Source organism: Luteimonas aquatica, from assembly GCF_022662575.1.
GTDB classification, from domain to species: Bacteria; Pseudomonadota; Gammaproteobacteria; order Xanthomonadales; family Xanthomonadaceae; genus Luteimonas; species Luteimonas aquatica.
Window position 1 is genome coordinate 366,144 of the sequence record NZ_JALBFU010000001.1, and the last position, 16,136, is coordinate 382,279.

13 protein-coding genes and 3 tRNA genes are annotated in these 16,136 nt (G+C 68.9%); 11 read left to right on the forward strand and 5 right to left on the reverse strand.

The annotated features are described in order from the left end of the window. Positions 1–4: 4 nt before the first annotated feature. The 6 genes from MD221_RS01740 (at position 5) to MD221_RS01765 (ending at position 5,191) form a co-directional block, all read left to right on the forward strand. Positions 5–490: a low molecular weight protein-tyrosine-phosphatase gene (locus tag MD221_RS01740; RefSeq protein WP_242108559.1), complete on the forward strand. Its 486-nt coding sequence runs from the start codon at positions 5–7 to the stop codon at positions 488–490. A gap of 35 nt (positions 491–525) precedes the next feature. Further along, positions 526–1,953 (forward strand): redoxin domain-containing protein, encoded by a 1,428-nt coding sequence (locus tag MD221_RS01745; RefSeq protein WP_242107366.1) that lies wholly within the window; start codon positions 526–528, stop codon positions 1,951–1,953. Then, entirely contained in the window at positions 1,950–3,812 is a 1,863-nt protein-coding gene (gene uvrC / locus MD221_RS01750; protein ID WP_242107368.1) for an excinuclease ABC subunit UvrC, read from the forward strand. The genes MD221_RS01745 and uvrC overlap by 4 nt, the downstream gene beginning before the upstream one ends. A 467-nt stretch (positions 3,813–4,279) precedes the next feature. Then, positions 4,280–4,924 (forward strand): CDP-diacylglycerol--glycerol-3-phosphate 3-phosphatidyltransferase, encoded by a 645-nt coding sequence (gene pgsA / locus MD221_RS01755; RefSeq protein ID WP_242107370.1) that lies wholly within the window; start codon positions 4,280–4,282, stop codon positions 4,922–4,924. Then, a tRNA-Gly gene (locus tag MD221_RS01760) sits at positions 4,915–4,990 on the forward strand. The genes pgsA and MD221_RS01760 overlap by 10 nt, the downstream gene beginning before the upstream one ends. Before the next feature lie 127 nt (positions 4,991–5,117). Next, a tRNA-Cys gene (locus MD221_RS01765) sits at positions 5,118–5,191 on the forward strand. A 96-nt stretch (positions 5,192–5,287) separates the two neighbouring features. Here the strand turns inward: MD221_RS01765 and MD221_RS01770 are convergent. From MD221_RS01770 to MD221_RS01780, 3 genes are all read right to left on the reverse strand, one after another. After that, positions 5,288–6,133, reverse strand: coding sequence for an N-acyl homoserine lactonase family protein (locus MD221_RS01770; protein ID WP_242107372.1), 846 nt, complete (start codon positions 6,131–6,133; stop codon positions 5,288–5,290). Positions 6,134–6,213: 80 nt separating this feature from the next. After that, a complete protein-coding gene (locus MD221_RS01775) occupies positions 6,214–7,710 on the reverse strand; it encodes a peptidoglycan-binding domain-containing protein (protein WP_242107374.1) in 1,497 nt (498 codons plus the stop codon). A 54-nt stretch (positions 7,711–7,764) separates the two neighbouring features. After that, the gene (locus MD221_RS01780; protein WP_242107376.1) at positions 7,765–8,565 is read right to left on the reverse strand and encodes an XAC2610-related protein; all 801 of its coding nucleotides are present in this window, start codon (positions 8,563–8,565) and stop codon (positions 7,765–7,767) included. A gap of 274 nt (positions 8,566–8,839) precedes the next feature. Between MD221_RS01780 and MD221_RS01785 the strand changes: the two genes are divergently transcribed. The 4 genes from MD221_RS01785 to MD221_RS01800 all read left to right on the forward strand — a co-directional run bounded on the left by MD221_RS01785 (position 8,840) and on the right by MD221_RS01800 (position 12,521). Further along, positions 8,840–8,926, forward strand: a tRNA-Leu gene (locus MD221_RS01785). Between the two features lie 64 nt (positions 8,927–8,990). After that, a complete protein-coding gene (locus MD221_RS01790; RefSeq protein WP_242107379.1) occupies positions 8,991–9,560 on the forward strand; it encodes a DUF1993 family protein in 570 nt (189 codons plus the stop codon). Between the two features lie 9 nt (positions 9,561–9,569). Next, entirely contained in the window at positions 9,570–11,192 is a 1,623-nt protein-coding gene (locus tag MD221_RS01795) for an FMN-binding glutamate synthase family protein (protein WP_242107381.1), read from the forward strand. An 84-nt stretch (positions 11,193–11,276) separates the two neighbouring features. Further along, a complete protein-coding gene (locus tag MD221_RS01800; protein WP_242107382.1) occupies positions 11,277–12,521 on the forward strand; it encodes a PQQ-dependent sugar dehydrogenase in 1,245 nt (414 codons plus the stop codon). Positions 12,522–12,707: 186 nt separating this feature from the next. Here the strand turns inward: MD221_RS01800 and MD221_RS01805 are convergent, their stop codons facing one another. After that, positions 12,708–13,724: a hypothetical protein gene (locus MD221_RS01805; protein ID WP_242107383.1), complete on the reverse strand. Its 1,017-nt coding sequence runs from the start codon at positions 13,722–13,724 to the stop codon at positions 12,708–12,710. A 419-nt stretch (positions 13,725–14,143) separates the two neighbouring features. Here MD221_RS01805 and MD221_RS01810 point away from each other — a divergent pair, with 419 nt between their 5' ends. Further along, on the forward strand, positions 14,144–15,745 hold the full coding sequence (locus tag MD221_RS01810) for a serine hydrolase (protein WP_242107384.1): 1,602 nt from the start codon (positions 14,144–14,146) through the stop codon (positions 15,743–15,745). A 45-nt stretch (positions 15,746–15,790) separates the two neighbouring features. On the opposite strand, the gene MD221_RS01815 is transcribed toward MD221_RS01810, so the two are convergent. Next, on the reverse strand, positions 15,791–16,069 hold the full coding sequence (locus MD221_RS01815) for a hypothetical protein (protein WP_242107385.1): 279 nt from the start codon (positions 16,067–16,069) through the stop codon (positions 15,791–15,793). Between the last annotated feature and the right edge of the window lie 67 nt (positions 16,070–16,136).

The window sequence follows — 16,136 nt, forward strand, 5'->3', positions numbered from 1 at the left end:
GCCGCTGCGCCTGCTGGTCGTGTGCCTGGGCAACATCTGCCGCTCGCCGATGGCCGAGGGGGCCTTGCGCGCGCGCATCGAGGAGGCCGGGTTGTCGGCCTCGGTCCGGATCGACTCGGCCGGTACCGGCGGCTGGCACGCCGGCGAACCGCCGGACCCGCGCGCCATCGCCGCCGCGCGCCGCCATGGCGTCGACCTTTCCGGCCTGCGCGCGCGCAAGCTGCAGGCCCGCGATTTCGAGCGCTTCGACGCCCTGCTGTGCGCCGACCACGCCAACCTGCGCGATGTCAGGGCGATGGGCCCTGCGGGCGGACGGGCGGAGGTCGCGCTGCTCATGGAGTGGGCCGGGCAGGCCGGTGTCGTGCCCGACCCCTATGGCGGCGGGGAGGCCGATTTCGAGCGCGTCTGGCGCCAGGTGGACGGGGCCGCGCAGGCGATCGCGGCACGGCTGCGCGCCGGGACGGCGTCCGTGCGCGCCCGGACCGGTTGACGGGTTCGCGCGCAGGCCGGAAGCTGGACACGACTATGAGCGCCGCCATCGCCCCGGAATTCCCGGGCCACCTCGAATGGTTGAACCTGGCCCAGCCGCTGCGCATGGCGCAGCTGCGCGGCAAGGTGTGCGCGCTGGCGTTCGTGAATGCGGGCTCGGCCTGGTGCCAGCAGCGCCTGGGCGACCTGGCCAACCTGCGCCTGCGCCACGGCGACCGCCTCAACGTGGTGGCGGTGCACGTGCCGCGCTTCGAGAACGAGCGCGATCCGGCCCGCATCGCGCCGGTGCTGCGGCGGCAGAAACTCGAATTCCCGATCGCCCACGACGCCGACTGGACGCTGTGGCAGCAATACGGCATCGAAGCCTGGCCGACGGTGGTGCTGATCGACGCCGACGGCAGGCTGCGCCAGCGCTGGGTGGGCGAGGGCCAGCTGCGCGAGCTGGAGGCGGCGCTGACCGAACTGCAGAACGAGGTCGTGCCGCGCGCGCGCGAAGTCGATCCCTTCGAGCTGCGGCAATTGCGCGAACCGCTGCTGCCGCTGAACCATCCGGCCGGGCTGGCGCTGGATCGCGGCACGCTGTACATCGCCGACAGCGGCCACCACCGCGTGCTGGCCTGCGATCCGGGCGGGCGGGTGCTGCGCCAGTTCGGCAGCGGCGGCCCCGGCTTCATCGACGGCCCCATGGAGCTGTCGGCGTTCAACCGGCCGCGTGCGCTGTGCGTGCACCACAACAACCTGTACGTCGCCGACAGCGGCAACCACGCCGTGCGCCGCATCGACCTGCAGACCGGCGACGTCGATACCGTCTGCGGCGCCGGCCGGCCCGGGCAGCCGCAGCCGGGCGTGATCGCCGATCCGCGCCGCGTCGCGCTCGACCAGCCGCGCGCCATCGCCATCGACGCCACGGGCACCATGCACATCGCCACCGCCGGCGACAACCGCATCTGGTCGCTGGACCTCGGGCGACGCGAGATCCGCCTGCTGGCGGGTTCGGGCCGGCTGGACGTGATCGACGGCGTCGGCAGCGCGGCCGCGTTCGCCGAACCGGTCGCGCTGGCCGCGGTGCAGCAGCTGCTGTACGTGTGCGACGGCGCCGGCTCGGCGATCCGCAGCGTCAATACCCGCAGCGGCCAGGTCAGCACCCTGCTGGGGCAGGGGCCCTGGGAACACGGCCACGTCGACGGCGCGCGCGGCGAGGGGCGGCTGCAGCATCCGCAGGCCATCGCGCTGGCGCCCGACGCGCCGGTGCTGTGGATCGCCGACAGCGGCAACGACGCCCTGCGTTCGCTGCGCCTGGGCGGCGGCCAGCTGGCCACGACCTCGCTGCCGCACCGCCTGCATGCGCCGGCCGGGCTGGCGGTGGCCGACGGCGCGGTCTGGATCTCCGACACCGACGCCCATGCCGTGTTGCGGCTGGATTTGCAGGACGCCACCGCGCGCCACGTCCCGATCGGCGAATGACCGAAAAGCTGCACCCCTTCGACGGCAAGGCGTTCGCGCGCGGGCTGAGCACCGCGCCGGGCGTGTACCGCATGTTCGCCGCCGACGACAGCGTGCTGTACGTGGGCAAGGCGCGCGAGCTGCGCAAGCGCGTGGGCAGCTATTTCAACGCCACGCCCAAGGCCACCCGCACCATGGCCATGCTGGCGCAGGTCGCGCGCATGGACATCACCGTCACGCGCAGCGAGAGCGAGGCGCTGCTGCTGGAAAACCAGCTCATCAAGTCGCTCAAGCCGCGCTACAACGTGATGCTGCGCGACGACAAGAGCTATCCCTACGTGCTGCTCACCCAGGAGGCCTGGCCGCGCCTGGCCCTGCACCGCGGCGCGCGCGCCATCCCCGGGCGCTACTTCGGCCCGTATCCCAGCGTCGGCGCGGTGCGCGAGACGCTCAACCTGATGCACAAGCTGTTCCGGCTGCGCAGCTGCGAGGACAGCGTGTTCCGCAACCGTTCGCGGCCCTGCCTGCAGTACCAGATCGGGCGCTGCAGCGCGCCCTGCGTCGGCCTGGTGCAGGCGCGCGACTACGCCGAGGCGGTGCGCCGGGTGGGCCTGTTCCTGGACGGGCGCAGCGACGAGCTGGGCGAGGAGCTGCTGCGGACGATGGAGGCGGCCAGCGAGCGCCTGGACTTCGAGGAGGCCGGCCGCCTGCGCGACCTGATCGCGGCCATCCGCCGGCTGCAGGCGCGCCAGTACGTCGACGGCAACGCCGCCGACCTCGACGTGCTGGCCTGCGCCATGCAGGGCACGCACGCCTGCGTGCTGCTGCTGGCCTTCCGCGACGGCCGCAACCTCGGCACGCGCGCCTTCTTCCCCAAGACCAACGGCAGCGACAACCCGGCCGAGGTGCTGGCCGCGTTCGTCTCGCAGTACTACGCCGAGCAGACGCCGCCGCGCGAGATCGTGCTGGATCGCGAGATCGACGATGTCGAACTGCTGCAGGACGTCTTCAGCACCGTCGCCGGCCGCCGCGTGGCGATCAAGACCAGCGTGCGCGGCGAGCGGGCGGGGTACCTGGACCTGGCCCGGCGCAACGCCGAGATGACGCTGGCCACCGAGCTCGGCAGCCAGGCCGCGCAGCGCGCCCGCGCCGAGTCGCTGCGCGACCTGCTCGGCCTGGAGGAGCTGCCGCAGCGCATCGAGTGCTTCGACATCAGCCACACCATGGGCGAGGCCACGGTGGCCTCGTGCGTGGTGTTCGACGCGCAGGGCCCGGTGCGCAGCCAGTACCGGCGCTACAACATCGCCGGGATCGAGCCGGGCGACGACTATGCCGCCATGAAGCAGGCGCTGGAACGGCGTTTCCGGCGCGCGGTGGAGCAGCAGGAGGCCCCCGGGGCGGAAGGCGAGGAGGGCGCCCGCGAAAGCGCGGGCGTCCTGCCCGACGTGCTGCTGATCGACGGCGGCGCGGGGCAGGTGGCGCAGGCCCGGGAGGTGCTGACCGATTTCGGCATCGCCGGCGTCCTGCTGGTGGGCGTGGCCAAGGGCGAGGCGCGCCGGGCGGGCCACGAGACCCTGCTGTTGCCCGACGGCCGCGAGCTGCACCCGGGCGCGGCCTCGCCGGGCCTGCAGCTGATCCAGCAGGTGCGCGACGAGGCGCACCGCTTCGCCATCACCGGCCATCGCGGGCGGCGGCAGAAGGCGCGCAACGTCAGCCGCCTGGAGGACATCCCCGGCATCGGCCCGCGCCGCCGCGCCAGCCTGCTCAAGCATTTCGGCGGCCTGGGCGGCCTGAAGAAGGCGGCGGTGGACGAGATCGCCCAGGTCGAGGGCATCAACGCCGCGCTGGCGGAGCGGATTTACCAGACGCTGCATGGGTGAGGGTCCGCAGTCGATGCCCTATCGGCATCGACTGCGGACCCGAACGCCCGGCCATGGATGGCCGGCAGGACGACACTTCACGGGGGCGGGCTTGCGCCCGTAGCGTCCGGGCCGGGACCCTCCATGCCGGACAATCGGGTGACGGCCCCTTCCATTCATCACTCCTCGTCCCCATCCCTGCACTAAGATGCCNCAGGACGATCCGAAAGCCTCGATCGTTGCGCCAGGGATGGCGGCGGAATCTCGCTCGAAGCGGATCTAATGCCCTATCGGCATCGACTGCGGACCCGAACGCCCGGCCATGGATGGCCGGCAGGACGACACTTCACGGGGGCGGGCTTGCGCCCGTAGCGTCCGGGCCGGGACCCTCCATGCCGGACAATCGGGTGACGGCCCCTTCCATTCATCACTCCTCGTCCCCATCCCTGCACTAAGATGCCCCGGCACCGCCCCAGAACAGATCCCGGATGAAGCTGACCGTTCCCACCTGGCTGACGCTGCTGCGCATCGTGATGATCCCGGTGCTGATGCTGGTGTTCTACCTGCCCTACAAGTGGACCAACTTCGCCGCCGCGGCGATCTTCGCGGTGGCCTCGCTCACCGACTGGCTCGACGGCTGGATCGCCCGCCGCTACCACCAGTACTCGGCCTTCGGCGCCTTCCTGGACCCGGTGGCCGACAAGCTGATGGTCGCCACCGCCCTGTTCCTGATCGTGCAGGGCCACCCGACCGCGTGGATGGCGCTGTGGGCGGCGGTGATCGTCGGGCGCGAGATCGCGGTCTCGGCGCTGCGCGAGTGGATGGCCGAGCTCGGCCAGCGCGCCCGGGTCAAGGTGGCCTTCATCGGCAAGGTCAAGACCGTGGCGCAGATGCTGGCCCTGCTGTGCCTGCTCTATGCCGTTTCGCCGGCGCGGCAGCCGGAGCCCGACCTGTTCCTGGGCACCCTGATCTTCCATATCGGCGACTGGCTGCTGGCCATCGCCGCGATCCTGACGCTGGTCTCCGGGTACGCCTATTTGCAGGCGGCGTGGCCGGTCCTGCGCGCGGGAGAGGGGGTTGCTGTTGACACGCCGACATCTGACGGTAAAATCTCGCCTCCTCCGCGGGAATAGCTCAGTTGGTAGAGCACGACCTTGCCAAGGTCGGGGTCGCGAGTTCGAGTCTCGTTTCCCGCTCCAGAATCAAGAAGCACGAGGACGTACCACGCGTACGCGCCTCGTCTGGAAAGCCCCGGCATCCGGGGTTTTGCTTTGTCGGGCGCTTGAAAACGCCGCCCGGATGCGCCAGCCTCGGCGCGTCGTCACCGGCCTGGTGGCAGAGTGGTCATGCAGCGGACTGCAAATCCGCGTACGCCGGTTCGATTCCGACCCAGGCCTCCATATAAACAGCGAATTCCGGCGCCGCGTCGTGCGCCGCGCGCAATTCGGACTCCCTCCCTGCTCGTCGCAGCGGCACGGCTCCCGCCGTGCAGCGGCTCATTCGGCCGCTTGCGGAAACGCCGGCAGCTTGGGCACGTCCAGTTCCTCGTGCTGGATGATCAATGTCGCGTTCAGATTGCGCGCGAGCCTGGCGAAGCGGTCCATCGAGGCCAGCGACTGCGCGCGGTCGGTGTTGAACGAGGGCACGCCCTGCGATTCCATGTTCTCGCGGAAATGCACCACGTCGCCCGACAGCAGCACCGGGCCGCGCCCGGGCAACTGCACCAGCAGGCCGTGGTGGCCGGGCGTGTGCCCGGGCAGGTCGAGCATGACCACGCTGCCGTCGCCGAACACGTCGTGGTCGCCGTCGATCTTCTCGATCTTCGCCTGCTTGCCCAGCCACGGGGCGAGCAGCTTCGCGCGCCATTCCTGGCCCGGCCGGCCCAGCGTCTCGACATCCTTGCGGCCGATCAGCAGTCTGGCCTGCGGAAAGTCCGCCGCCTGGCCGATATGGTCGAAATGGTAATGGCTGATGCCGACCAGCGAGACCTGCGCCGGCGCGACGCCGATCTTCGCCAGCTGATCGACCACGGTGGTCGCCAGCGTGTTCGCATCCTCCTTGCCGCGCGCGAACGGCTTGTGCAGGTACTCGCGCGACAGGCCGGTGTCCCAGAGCAGGTACTGCTCGCCGTGCCGGATCAGGTAGCAGCTGCCGACGAAGTACTTGCTGCGGCCGACATAGGCGCGCGTATCGGACATCTCGTCCAGGTTGTAGGTCCACAGCTCGCCGCAGTCCAGGCGCCACAGGCGCAGCTCCGGCTTCGCCGCCGGCGCGGCCGCTGCGAGCGGTGGGCAGGCGAGTGCGAGAAGCGCGGCGCAGAGACCGCGCAGCCGGATATTCATGGGCATGTCTCCATCTAGCTAGCCGGAAGATGCCGGTTTGGCCGTCAATGATGCCGCGCCGGACTCCCGGCCTTGGATGCTTACCGCATCGGCATGCTCCTGGATGGATCCTCGGAGCCGCGCGCGACCGCTTCCTGCTGTGCGGGCGCCTGTTGCTGCGCCGTCTGCTGATTGAGGGTCTCGAGTTTCTGCTGCGACTGTTCCACCGGCGTCTTCGTCGCCTCCGCAGCCGTGATGTCCGCCCGGACCATCGCAGGGTCAGACCGGTTGCCTTGCACGATAAACAGTCGTTCGCCGGCTTCCGTGTTCCCGTTCCTGGCGCTGGGGACGACCTCGTCCACCTGGGTGAATCCTTTTTCCTTTGCCAGCGCCAGCAGGCTCATCGTGGTGCGTTCGCTGGCCGCATCGAAGGGTTTGCCGTTCTGCGTGTCCAGCTTTTCCACTCCCGAACGGACCTGTTTGTACATTTCATGGTCCGGACTGGCGGGATTGCGTGGATCGCCGGCGTCCATGGGAGTGACGGAGCGCGTAGCCGCGGGCGTCCCGGGGGGCGTTGCGGCGGGGCTTGGCTGCGCGCTCGCCGGACTGCCTTGCGATGCAGCGGGTGGTCCGCTTCCGCCATTCTGGGAAGCCGCGGGATTGTCGGGAGCGGTGGCGTTCGCTCCAGGTGTCGAGGTCGCGCCGGTCCGCGGAGGCTCCGGAGAGCCTCCCGCGCCATTGGTCGAGGGCGTAACGGGATTCGTCTGGAACGGGGCGCCGAAGGAATTGGACAGCGAGGGGTCTATGCGCGGGTTCGCAGCCGTATCGATCGCTTTCAGCGTGGCCGCGTCCGCTATGCCGGTCGGGACAATGCCATGGTCGGATTGGAAACTGGAGACGGCATGTTCGGTACGCGTCCCGTATTTTCCGTCGGTTCCGATCGGATTGTTGTCGGGCCCCTTGTAGCCGAGCTTGTCCAGCGCCACCTGGAGGTTCTGGACCTCGATTCCCTTTTCCTTCGGCTTGAGGTCGCCGTCTTCCAACGGTCCCCCGGGCAACGGGCGGGAAGTGATGCCGGCGGCATTCACCTTTTCCATGATCCCTGGGACCTTGGTTTCCCAATCGGCGGCATATCCGGCGATCAGGTCGGCCTTGTCGACGCCATTCACCGTCCTGCGGGCATTGGTGTAATCGGCCTTGTCGCCACCGACGTACTTTTCGATGCCGACGCCAGTATAGAGTCCGCGCGCCATTCCGACGACCAGCAGTTGCGCGCCGAGTTGCGGATCCGTTGCGGCGAGGTCGGGATTGGCGACCAGCTTTCCGTTCAGGCCAAGCTCGCGATCCATCTTCGCGTAGTTGTAATCATGCGTGGTCTGGACATATCCGCGCCCGTAGTACTCGGCGCCACCGCTATAGCCGTTGTTGATGGCCGTCTTGGTGGTTCCGTATTCGCGGGATGTGTTGAAGTTGTCGGTTTCGTGCTGGGCGGACGCGAGCATGTAGGCAATCTGCCGTTTGTCCGTGATCCCGTATTCAAGCGCGGTCTTGACGATGAGTTCCGTGCTTTGCTCCCTGGTCAGTCCATATGCGCTCATGTGCCTTTCCTTGGTGTAGTGGATGTCTGTTCGCGCCTTGCCGGCGGCGAGGCCTTATTGCTGGACCTTCTGCATTTTTCCGTCGATCAGCCTCTCGATCGTACGGGTCGGTGGCGCGCCGTCGCTGGCCGAGCGTTCGGTGACGGTCTCGACGAGTTTCGGCTTGTCGTGATCGATTTCATAGGTTTCGGAGGTGTGCTCGCAGCATCCGCTCTTGGTCGTGGCGACGATCTTTCCGTCGGCAACGGTGAACATCCCGTTGTGCCCGACCGTCAGGTCGGAAAGCGCTCGGTTGGGTGCGAAGGCCTTGCCATCCGGGGCGTCGAGGTAGATGTCGAACGATGGACCGCCATAAGCCCCCTGCCGTCCAGTCCAGAAGGCAAGGTCTTCCCGCCCATCGCCGTTGAGATCCGAGACGATGATGGAATAGCCGTCCTTTTTGTAGCCGCCATCGGCCTTGCCGCGATAGACGGTGGCTTGCGGGTTGAGGTAGAGCGAGGGGAGGCGAAACGTCTGTTCGGGTTTTCCCGCCGGCCCGTCGATGTGGACTTCCGCTCCGTTTTCGCAGGTGACGAGCGTCGGCATCAGCGGCTCGCATTCGCTCGCAGTGATTCTTATCCCAACATCGCCGACGGCGGCCTGCAGTTGCCCGTTTGCATCGAAGTCTGCTTTCGCGCTTTCGAATCCGCCTGAAACGGTCGCGGGCGCCGCCGGGGCGGCCTCAGGCTCCGCCTTGGCCGGCGCGTCGGCGGGCTTCTCCGGCGAGGAGGGCGGCTGTGGCGCGCCATTGCCTTCGTTGCAGGCTGTCAATGCGAGCAACATAAGAAAGAGCGGGGCGCACGATCTGATCCTCATGGGGTCGTCCCTGAATGGCTGGCTGGAGGCTAACCACCGTGGTGTGAAAGACGGGTTAAGTGGTGCGGCCCGGTCCACTGCGCGCAATGCCGCTACTGCCCGGCACACAGGCCTTTGGACATGCGCGAGATGTAACGTGGCAGACGATGTCCGCAGGGCACCGGCACGGTTGGCCGGGGACGCATGATCGCGCTACGGTGAAATTTGCCTTGGCAAGGCATGGTCCGCTCTAAGTCTTTGATTTCATTCCCCCGGTCCGGCAAACTATCGCCATGCCCGGATGGCGAAACTGGTAGACGCAAGGGACTTAAAATCCCTCGGCCGCAAGGCCATGTCGGTTCGATCCCGACTCCGGGCACCAAGCATTCTCCGCTCCAGCCACGATTGAACGACGCGACCGAGCCGCCGCCACGTCCCGCATGAGCATGTCGTTGTCCGAGGCCACCGTGCCGGTGCTGCTGCATTACCTGTCGCGGTTGGACGGGCTGCTGGCGCTGGCCGAGCGACATGTGGGGCAGGGCGGCCAGGCGCGCGTGCCGCAGGAGCGCCTGCTCCGGGCGCGGCTTGCCGAGGACATGTTCTCCTTCGCCGAACAGGTGCGCAGCGCCTGCGGCTTCGCGCTGCGTGCCGTCCATCCTCTCGCCGGGCGCGAGCTGCCGGCGCTCGGCGAGCCGCCGCCCACCCTCGCCGGCCTGCGCGTGCTGGCGCAGGAGACGGCGCAGGCCTTGCGGGCGCTGCCGCGACAGGCGATCGAAGGGGCCGACGGTGTGGTACGCGACGAAGCGGGAACCGCGTCGCTGGCGTTGCCGGCGGCGGAGTACGCACTGCGTTACGCGATGCCCAATTTCTTTTTCCACCTGTCGATGGCCTACGCCGTCCTGCGCGCGCTCGGGCTGCCGGTGGGGAAGCCCGATTTCGACGGGTATCATGCCTATCCGCCGGGTTTCCGCTTTCCGCCGCCCGGCGAAGGCGCGGGTGCGCCCGAGGGCGGTTGAGGAGACAGCATGTCGCGTTATCTGGCTTATGTCCTGTGCCTGCTGCTGGCCGCCCTCTGCACCGTGCTGGCCCTGCGGCACCCGGGCTGGTGGTGGGGCGCCGGCGCGTTCGCGGCGCTGTCGCTGCTCGGCAGCTGGGACCTGCTGCAGACGCGCAGCACCCTGCGCCGCAACTATCCGCTGCTGGCGCACTTCCGCTATTTCCTGGAATCGATCGGCCCGGAGATGCGCCAGTATTTCGTGCAGAGCGACACCCAGGAGGCGCCGTTCTCGCGTCAGCAGCGCTCGCTGGTGTACCAGCGAGCCAAGCACGTCTCCGACGTGGTGCCCTTCGGCACCGAGCAGGACGTGTACGGCATGGACTACGAATGGATCAACCATTCGCTGGCGCCCACCGAGATCGCCTCGCACGACTTCCGCGTGCGCATCGGCGAAAGCGCCGCGCAGGCCTACGAGGCCAGCGTCTTCAATATCTCGGCGATGAGCTTCGGCTCGCTGTCGGCCAACGCCATCCGCGCGCTCAACGCCGGCGCCAAGCGCGGCGGCTTCTATCACGACACCGGCGAGGGCTCGATTTCGCCCTACCACCGCGAGAACGGCGGCGACATCGTCTGGGAGATCGGCTCGGGCTACTTCGGTTGCCGCGACGAGGCCGGCCGCTTCGACGAGGAGCGCTTCGTCGCCAACGCCCGCGACCCGCAGGTAAAGATGGTCGAGATCAAGCTGTCCCAGGGCGCCAAGCCCGGCCACGGCGGCGTGCTGCCGGCGGCCAAGGTCAGCCCGGAGATCGCGGCCACGCGCGGCGTGCCGATCGGCCAGGATTGCGTTTCGCCGGCGCGGCACACGGCGTTCTCCACGCCGACCGAGCTGCTGGCGTTCGTGGCGCGGCTGCGCGAGCTCTCCGGCGGCAAGCCGACCGGCTTCAAGCTCGCCATCGGCCATCCCTGGGAGTGGTTCGGCGTGGCCAAGGCCATGCGCGAGACCGGCGTGCTGCCCGATTTCATCGTCGTCGACGGCGCCGAGGGCGGGACCGGCGCGGCGCCGGCCGAATTCGTCGACCACATCGGCGTGCCGATGCACGAGGCGCTGATGCTGGTGCACAACACCCTCGTGGGGCTCGACCTGCGCGACAGGATCCGCATCGGCGCCGCCGGCAAGATCACCAGCGCCTTCGACATCGCGCGCACGCTGGCGATGGGCGCGGACTGGTGCAATGCCGCGCGCGGCTTCATGTTCGCGCTCGGCTGCATCCAGTCGCTGAGCTGCCACACCGACCGCTGTCCCACCGGCATCGCCACGCAGAACCCGACGCGCTGGCGCAAGCTCGATACCGGCGACAAGACCGCGCGCGTGCACCAGTTCCACGACAACACGCTGCGCGCGCTGCGCGACCTGCTGTGCGCGGCCGGCCTCGCGCACCCGGGCGAGCTCGGCCCGGAGCACATCCTGCGCCGGGTCTCGCCGACCGAGGTGCGCTCGCTGGGCTCGCTGTACCGGTTCCTGGAGCCGGGCGAGCTGCTCAAGGGCATTCCCGAGCATGCCGTGTTCAAGGAGTTCTGGTCGGTGGCGCGCAGCGACAGCTTCGCCGCGCCCGACCGCGTGATGGCGATGCGCGCGGCGAAGTCGATGTAGCCGCGCGCGTATCGCGGCAGGCGATCACAGCTTCCTTCACCGGCTTGGGGTACAACGGGCTTTCGCCCCCGCGGGAGTTTCGTGATGCGCGCCTTCCTGTCGATCGCGATCGTCGCCTGTGCCTGCCTGGCCGCGTGTGACAGCGCCAGCCTGACCGAGAAGAGCGGCCTGGTGGTGAAGTGGGGCGATGGCGCCCCGAAGCCGCCTGCCAGCGCGCCAGCCGCCCGGCCCCTGGCTACGACGCAGCGATACACCGGCGGCAACCTGCCGCCGCTGCGGCTGTTCGTGCGCACCGAGTACGCGCGCTTCGACGAACCCTGGGCCATGACCTTCCTGCCCGACGGGCGCCTGCTGGTGACCGAGAAACAGGGCCGATTGAAGCTGTTCGACGTCGCCCGCAAGCAGACCAGCGAGATCACCGGCGTGCCGGCCGTGGCCTACGGCGGGCAGGGCGGGTTCGGCGATGTGGTGCTGCATCCGCAGTTCGCCGGCAACGGGCTGGTGTATTTCAGCTACGCCGAACAGGGCGAGAACGGCACCCGCGGCGCCGCGGTGGCGCGCGCGGTGCTGCACCTGAACCCGGCCGGCGGCGGCAGCCTGTCCGGCGTGCAGGTGGTCTGGCGGCAATTGAAGGTCACCGGCGAGAACCACTACAGCCACCGCATCGCCTTCGGCCGCGACGGCAAGCTGTGGATCAGTTCCGGCGAGCGGCAGAAGTTCGATCCGGCCCAGGACCTGCAGTCCAACCTCGGCAAGATCCTGCGCCTGAACGCCGACGGCTCGATCCCCGCCGACAATCCCTTCGTCGCCCAGGGCGGGGTGGCCGCGCAGGTCTGGTCGCTCGGCCATCGCAACGTGCTCGGGCTCGCCTTCGATCCGCAGGGACGCCTGTGGGCGCACGAGATGGGCCCGATGGGCGGGGACGAGGTGAACCTGATCGAGCGCGGCGCCAACTACGGCTGGCCGATCGTCTCCAATGGCGACCATTACGACGGCACTCCGATTCCCGACCATCCCACCCGTCCGGAATTCAACGCGCCCGAAGCCTGGTGGACGCCGGTGATCGCGCCGGCGGGCTTCGTCATCTACACCGGGCGGATGTTTCCGTTCTTCCACGGCGACGGTTTCATCGGCGGCCTGGCCGCGCAGTCGCTGGTGCGCGTCAAGCTCGGCGTCGCCGGCGGCGCGCCGTGGGCGCGCGAGGCCACGCGCTACCCGATGGGGCAGCGCATCCGCGAAGTGGAGCAGGGGCCGGACGGCGCGCTCTGGCTGCTGGAGGACGGCGGCAATGCGCGACTGCTGAAACTCACGCCGGGCATCGGATTCTGATCCGGCCGCGCGCGATGCCCTCGCGCGAAGCGCCGGCGATCTGCGAAGAGCGACTGGCCGCGCGCCTGCAGTACGGCGACGGCCGGCGGCCGGCCCGGCGCCGCCGTTGTGGCGGCGCGGTTTCGCCGTAAAAAAGGGTTCCCGATGCCGGGAACCCAATGAGAGAGGCGACGTTTCGGCCGTCGTTCAATCGGCGTCCGGCCGCACCAGGATCGGCAGCTCACGCTCGAACAGTTCGGCGACGGTCAGGGACGGCAGGATGTGTCCCTTCTTCTGCGCGCTCGCGGCCAGGTCCGATCCCCACACCGAGGAATTCAGGCGCTGATTCGGCGTGCCGTGGTGGCCGGAGGAACTGAAGTTGCAGTCGCCGATCTGGTAGAAGGACTGCAGCGAGGGCAGCAGGCGCTTGGCGTTCAAGGTGGCGCCGCGCTTGTGGGTGAGGAAGTAGGTGCTGAAGGCGTCGGCCATCAGTTCGGTGCGGCGGGTGGCTTCCGCGCCGGCCAGGTCCGACTCGAACAGGTCGTTGTCGTACTGCACGTGATGGCCGAACTCGTGGCCGAGGATCGCGCGCGGCGCCACCGCGCCGAGTCCGACCGCCTCCATGCCCTGCAGGATGCCGTCGCCCATGATGATGCGGTCCCCCAGCGCTTCCAGCCCCGTCGGAGGGGTGAAGGCGAAAGCGTTGAAGGTGAACAGCGGATGGTCGCCGCCCTGGAGCGAGGGATAGGCATGGATCTGCTCGTAGACGATCTCCGCGGCCGGCCGCGCCACCGATGCGTCGACTCCGTACAGCGCCTCGATCAGCCGCTGCAGGCGGTCGACGCTGCCGAACACGTCGGCGCCGTGGAAGGGCAGCAGCTGGATGCCGGCCGAATCGATGTTCCAGAAGCGCTTCAGATCGCGCATTTCCGCATTGAGCACCTGGGTGTACTCGCCGTTGCGGCCGAAGCGGTTGTCGCGCGATTCCTCGCCGAAGAGCAGGGCGTCGTACTGCGGGAAATCCAGCACGGCATTGGCAAAGTTGCCGCCCAGTTCCCCTGCGATGCCGAGCAAAGCCGAGCGCAGGTCGCTGATGTCCAGGCCGTCCACCCACAAGGAGAGATCGGTGTCCTGGCAGCTGTAGTCGTCGGGATCGATCGCCTTGCGGGCGATGTTCGACCATGGCGATTCCGGAATCCCCAGGCGCGCGGAGGTGCCTTTCACGCGGCTTTCCCAGTCTGTCGGCAGCGCGTTCAGAAGGCTTTCGCTACGCCGCAGCGAGGCGAGCTCCGCAGACGGCGCGGCGGTTCCGGGCTGCGACGTCGCCGCCCCGGCAAGCGAGGTGGTGGCGCAGAGGGCGGAAGCGAGCAGGAGCTGTCTGGTGAGGGCGTTCAATCTCGTCATTGGGTATTCCCCTGTCTTGTGGATGTGTGCATTGGAGAGTCGCTTTCGAGCGACCCACTGCTGTAACGGTCCGGTGAAGAAACCCCCTACCTGGCCGGAGCGCGTGGCTGGAAGAAGTCCAATCGCATGTGCATGTGCAGAACGCATGCTGCATGTGCGCATTCGCATGCCGAATGGAAACGACCCGCATGCGGAGCGGAGTCGGGGTCGGGGTCGGTTTCCGGATCGCGATTCGGGTTATGGAATTCGATTTCCGCCCGAATCGCGCGACGGCGACGCCTGCATCGCGCGCCGGTCGCCAGGAGCACTTTCGGCACATCCTCGAGCGGACCTGCGCGCGGATCATGGCGTTCTTCCGAACGCCCAATGGATGGTGCCGCATGTTCCGTCTGCCCCGCGTATTCCTGCTCGCGGTCGCGCTGAGCGCAGCGTCCGTCGCACCGGCGGCATCGGCCGACGCTTCCGGACAGACGCCGCAGTCGCGCATGCAGGCGGTCATCGACGGTCTGGGGCCGGCGGTGGAGATCGAAGGCCGCCCGGTCGCGCGCAGCGGCCTGGTCGAGACCATGCAGGCCCTGCACGTGCCCGGCGTGGCGATCGCCGTGATTCGCCAAGGCAAGGTCGATTGGGCGAAGGGATTCGGCCTCACGCGGGAGGGAGGAGAACCGGTGACCGCCCGGACGCTGTTCCAGGCCGGTTCGGTGAGCAAGCCGATCGCGGCGATGACGGCCTTGCGCCTGGTGCAGGAAGGGCGCCTGTCGCTGGACGGCGACGCCGATGCGATCCTGAAGACCTGGAAAATTCCGTCGAACCCTTACACCGGGCGCACGCCGGTGACGCTGCGCGCGCTGCTCTCGCATACGGCGGGAACGACGGTCCATGGCTTCGCCGGATACGCGGCCGGCGAGGCGGTGCCGACGCTGCCGCAAGTGCTCGGCGGCGTCGCTCCCGCCAACTCCAAGCCCGTCGTGGTGGATCGGCCCGTGGGGCACGAGTATGCGTATTCGGGCGGCGGATACAGCATCGCGCAGCAGCTGATGGTGGATGCCACCGGTGCGCCGTTCGCGGAGCTGGTGCGCAAGACCGTGCTGGCGCCGCTGGGCATGTCGCGCAGTACCGAGCAGCAGCCGTTGCAGGCCTCGCGCCTGGCGCACGCGGCCTGGCCGCACGATGGCGCCGGCGCTCCGATCCCCGGAGGCCCGCATACCTATCCGGAGATGGCTGCGGCGGGGCTGTGGACGACCGCCGAGGACCTGGCGCGATTCGCCATCGAGCTGCAGCGCGCGGCGAGCGGGCGGCAAGGGCGCGTGCTGACAGCCGACATGGGGCGCCTGATGACGACGCGGGTGAAGGGCGACTACGGCCTGGGCGTCAGCATTCTCGGCTCGGCGAAGGCGCCGTACTTCTATCACGACGGCTCCAACGCGGGCTACAAGGCCACGCTGCTGGGCTATCCGGCGAGCGGGGACGGCGTCGTGGTGCTGACCAACGGCGATCAGGGCTACGAGCTCGGCCAGAAGATCGCCCGCGCCGTCGCGGTGGTCTACGGCTGGCCGGACCTGCATCCGGTCAAGCGTGCCGCCGTCGACCTCGCTGCGGATCAGCTGGCGCGCTACGCGGGTTCGTTCGAGATCGAAGGCGTCGGCGGCTTCGAAATCCACCGGCGCGATGGCGGCCTGGCCCTGGAGCTGTGGAAAGGCGTCGTCGAGCCGATGTACGCGCAAGCGCCGGGGCGGTTCTTCATCACCTCGCACGACCTCGTGCTGACCTTCGACGGGCCGGACCGCGGCCGTATCGCCGCCCCGGACTTCAAGGGCAGCTTCGCCCGGGCCAAGCCCTGAGGCGCGTCACCGGGACGAGAGCGCGGCGGTTTGCCGGTCCGGAAGCTAGCGCACGCCGCCGGTCCGGGGCATGGCGTTGAGCTCGTCGATCACTTTCCTGGGCGCGCGCAGTCGGATCTGCACGGGGAAGGACTCCTGCACCACGACGTCCTTCACCACGCCGCTTTTTTCCAGTTCCCTGACCCTGTCCAGCACCGGGTCCGGGGATTGCGCGCTGCCGACGATCATCGCGCTCTCCAGCGGTTCCCGAGGCGCGGCCGGCGACCTGTTGTCGAGGCCGCAGCCTGCCAGCAGCGCCAGCGCGACGGGAAGGAAGGTTTTCATGGCTTGCCTCCTTGCGTATCGGGCGGTATCGCGAAACACCGTGGTGGGGCGCCGGGCGGCGCCCCCC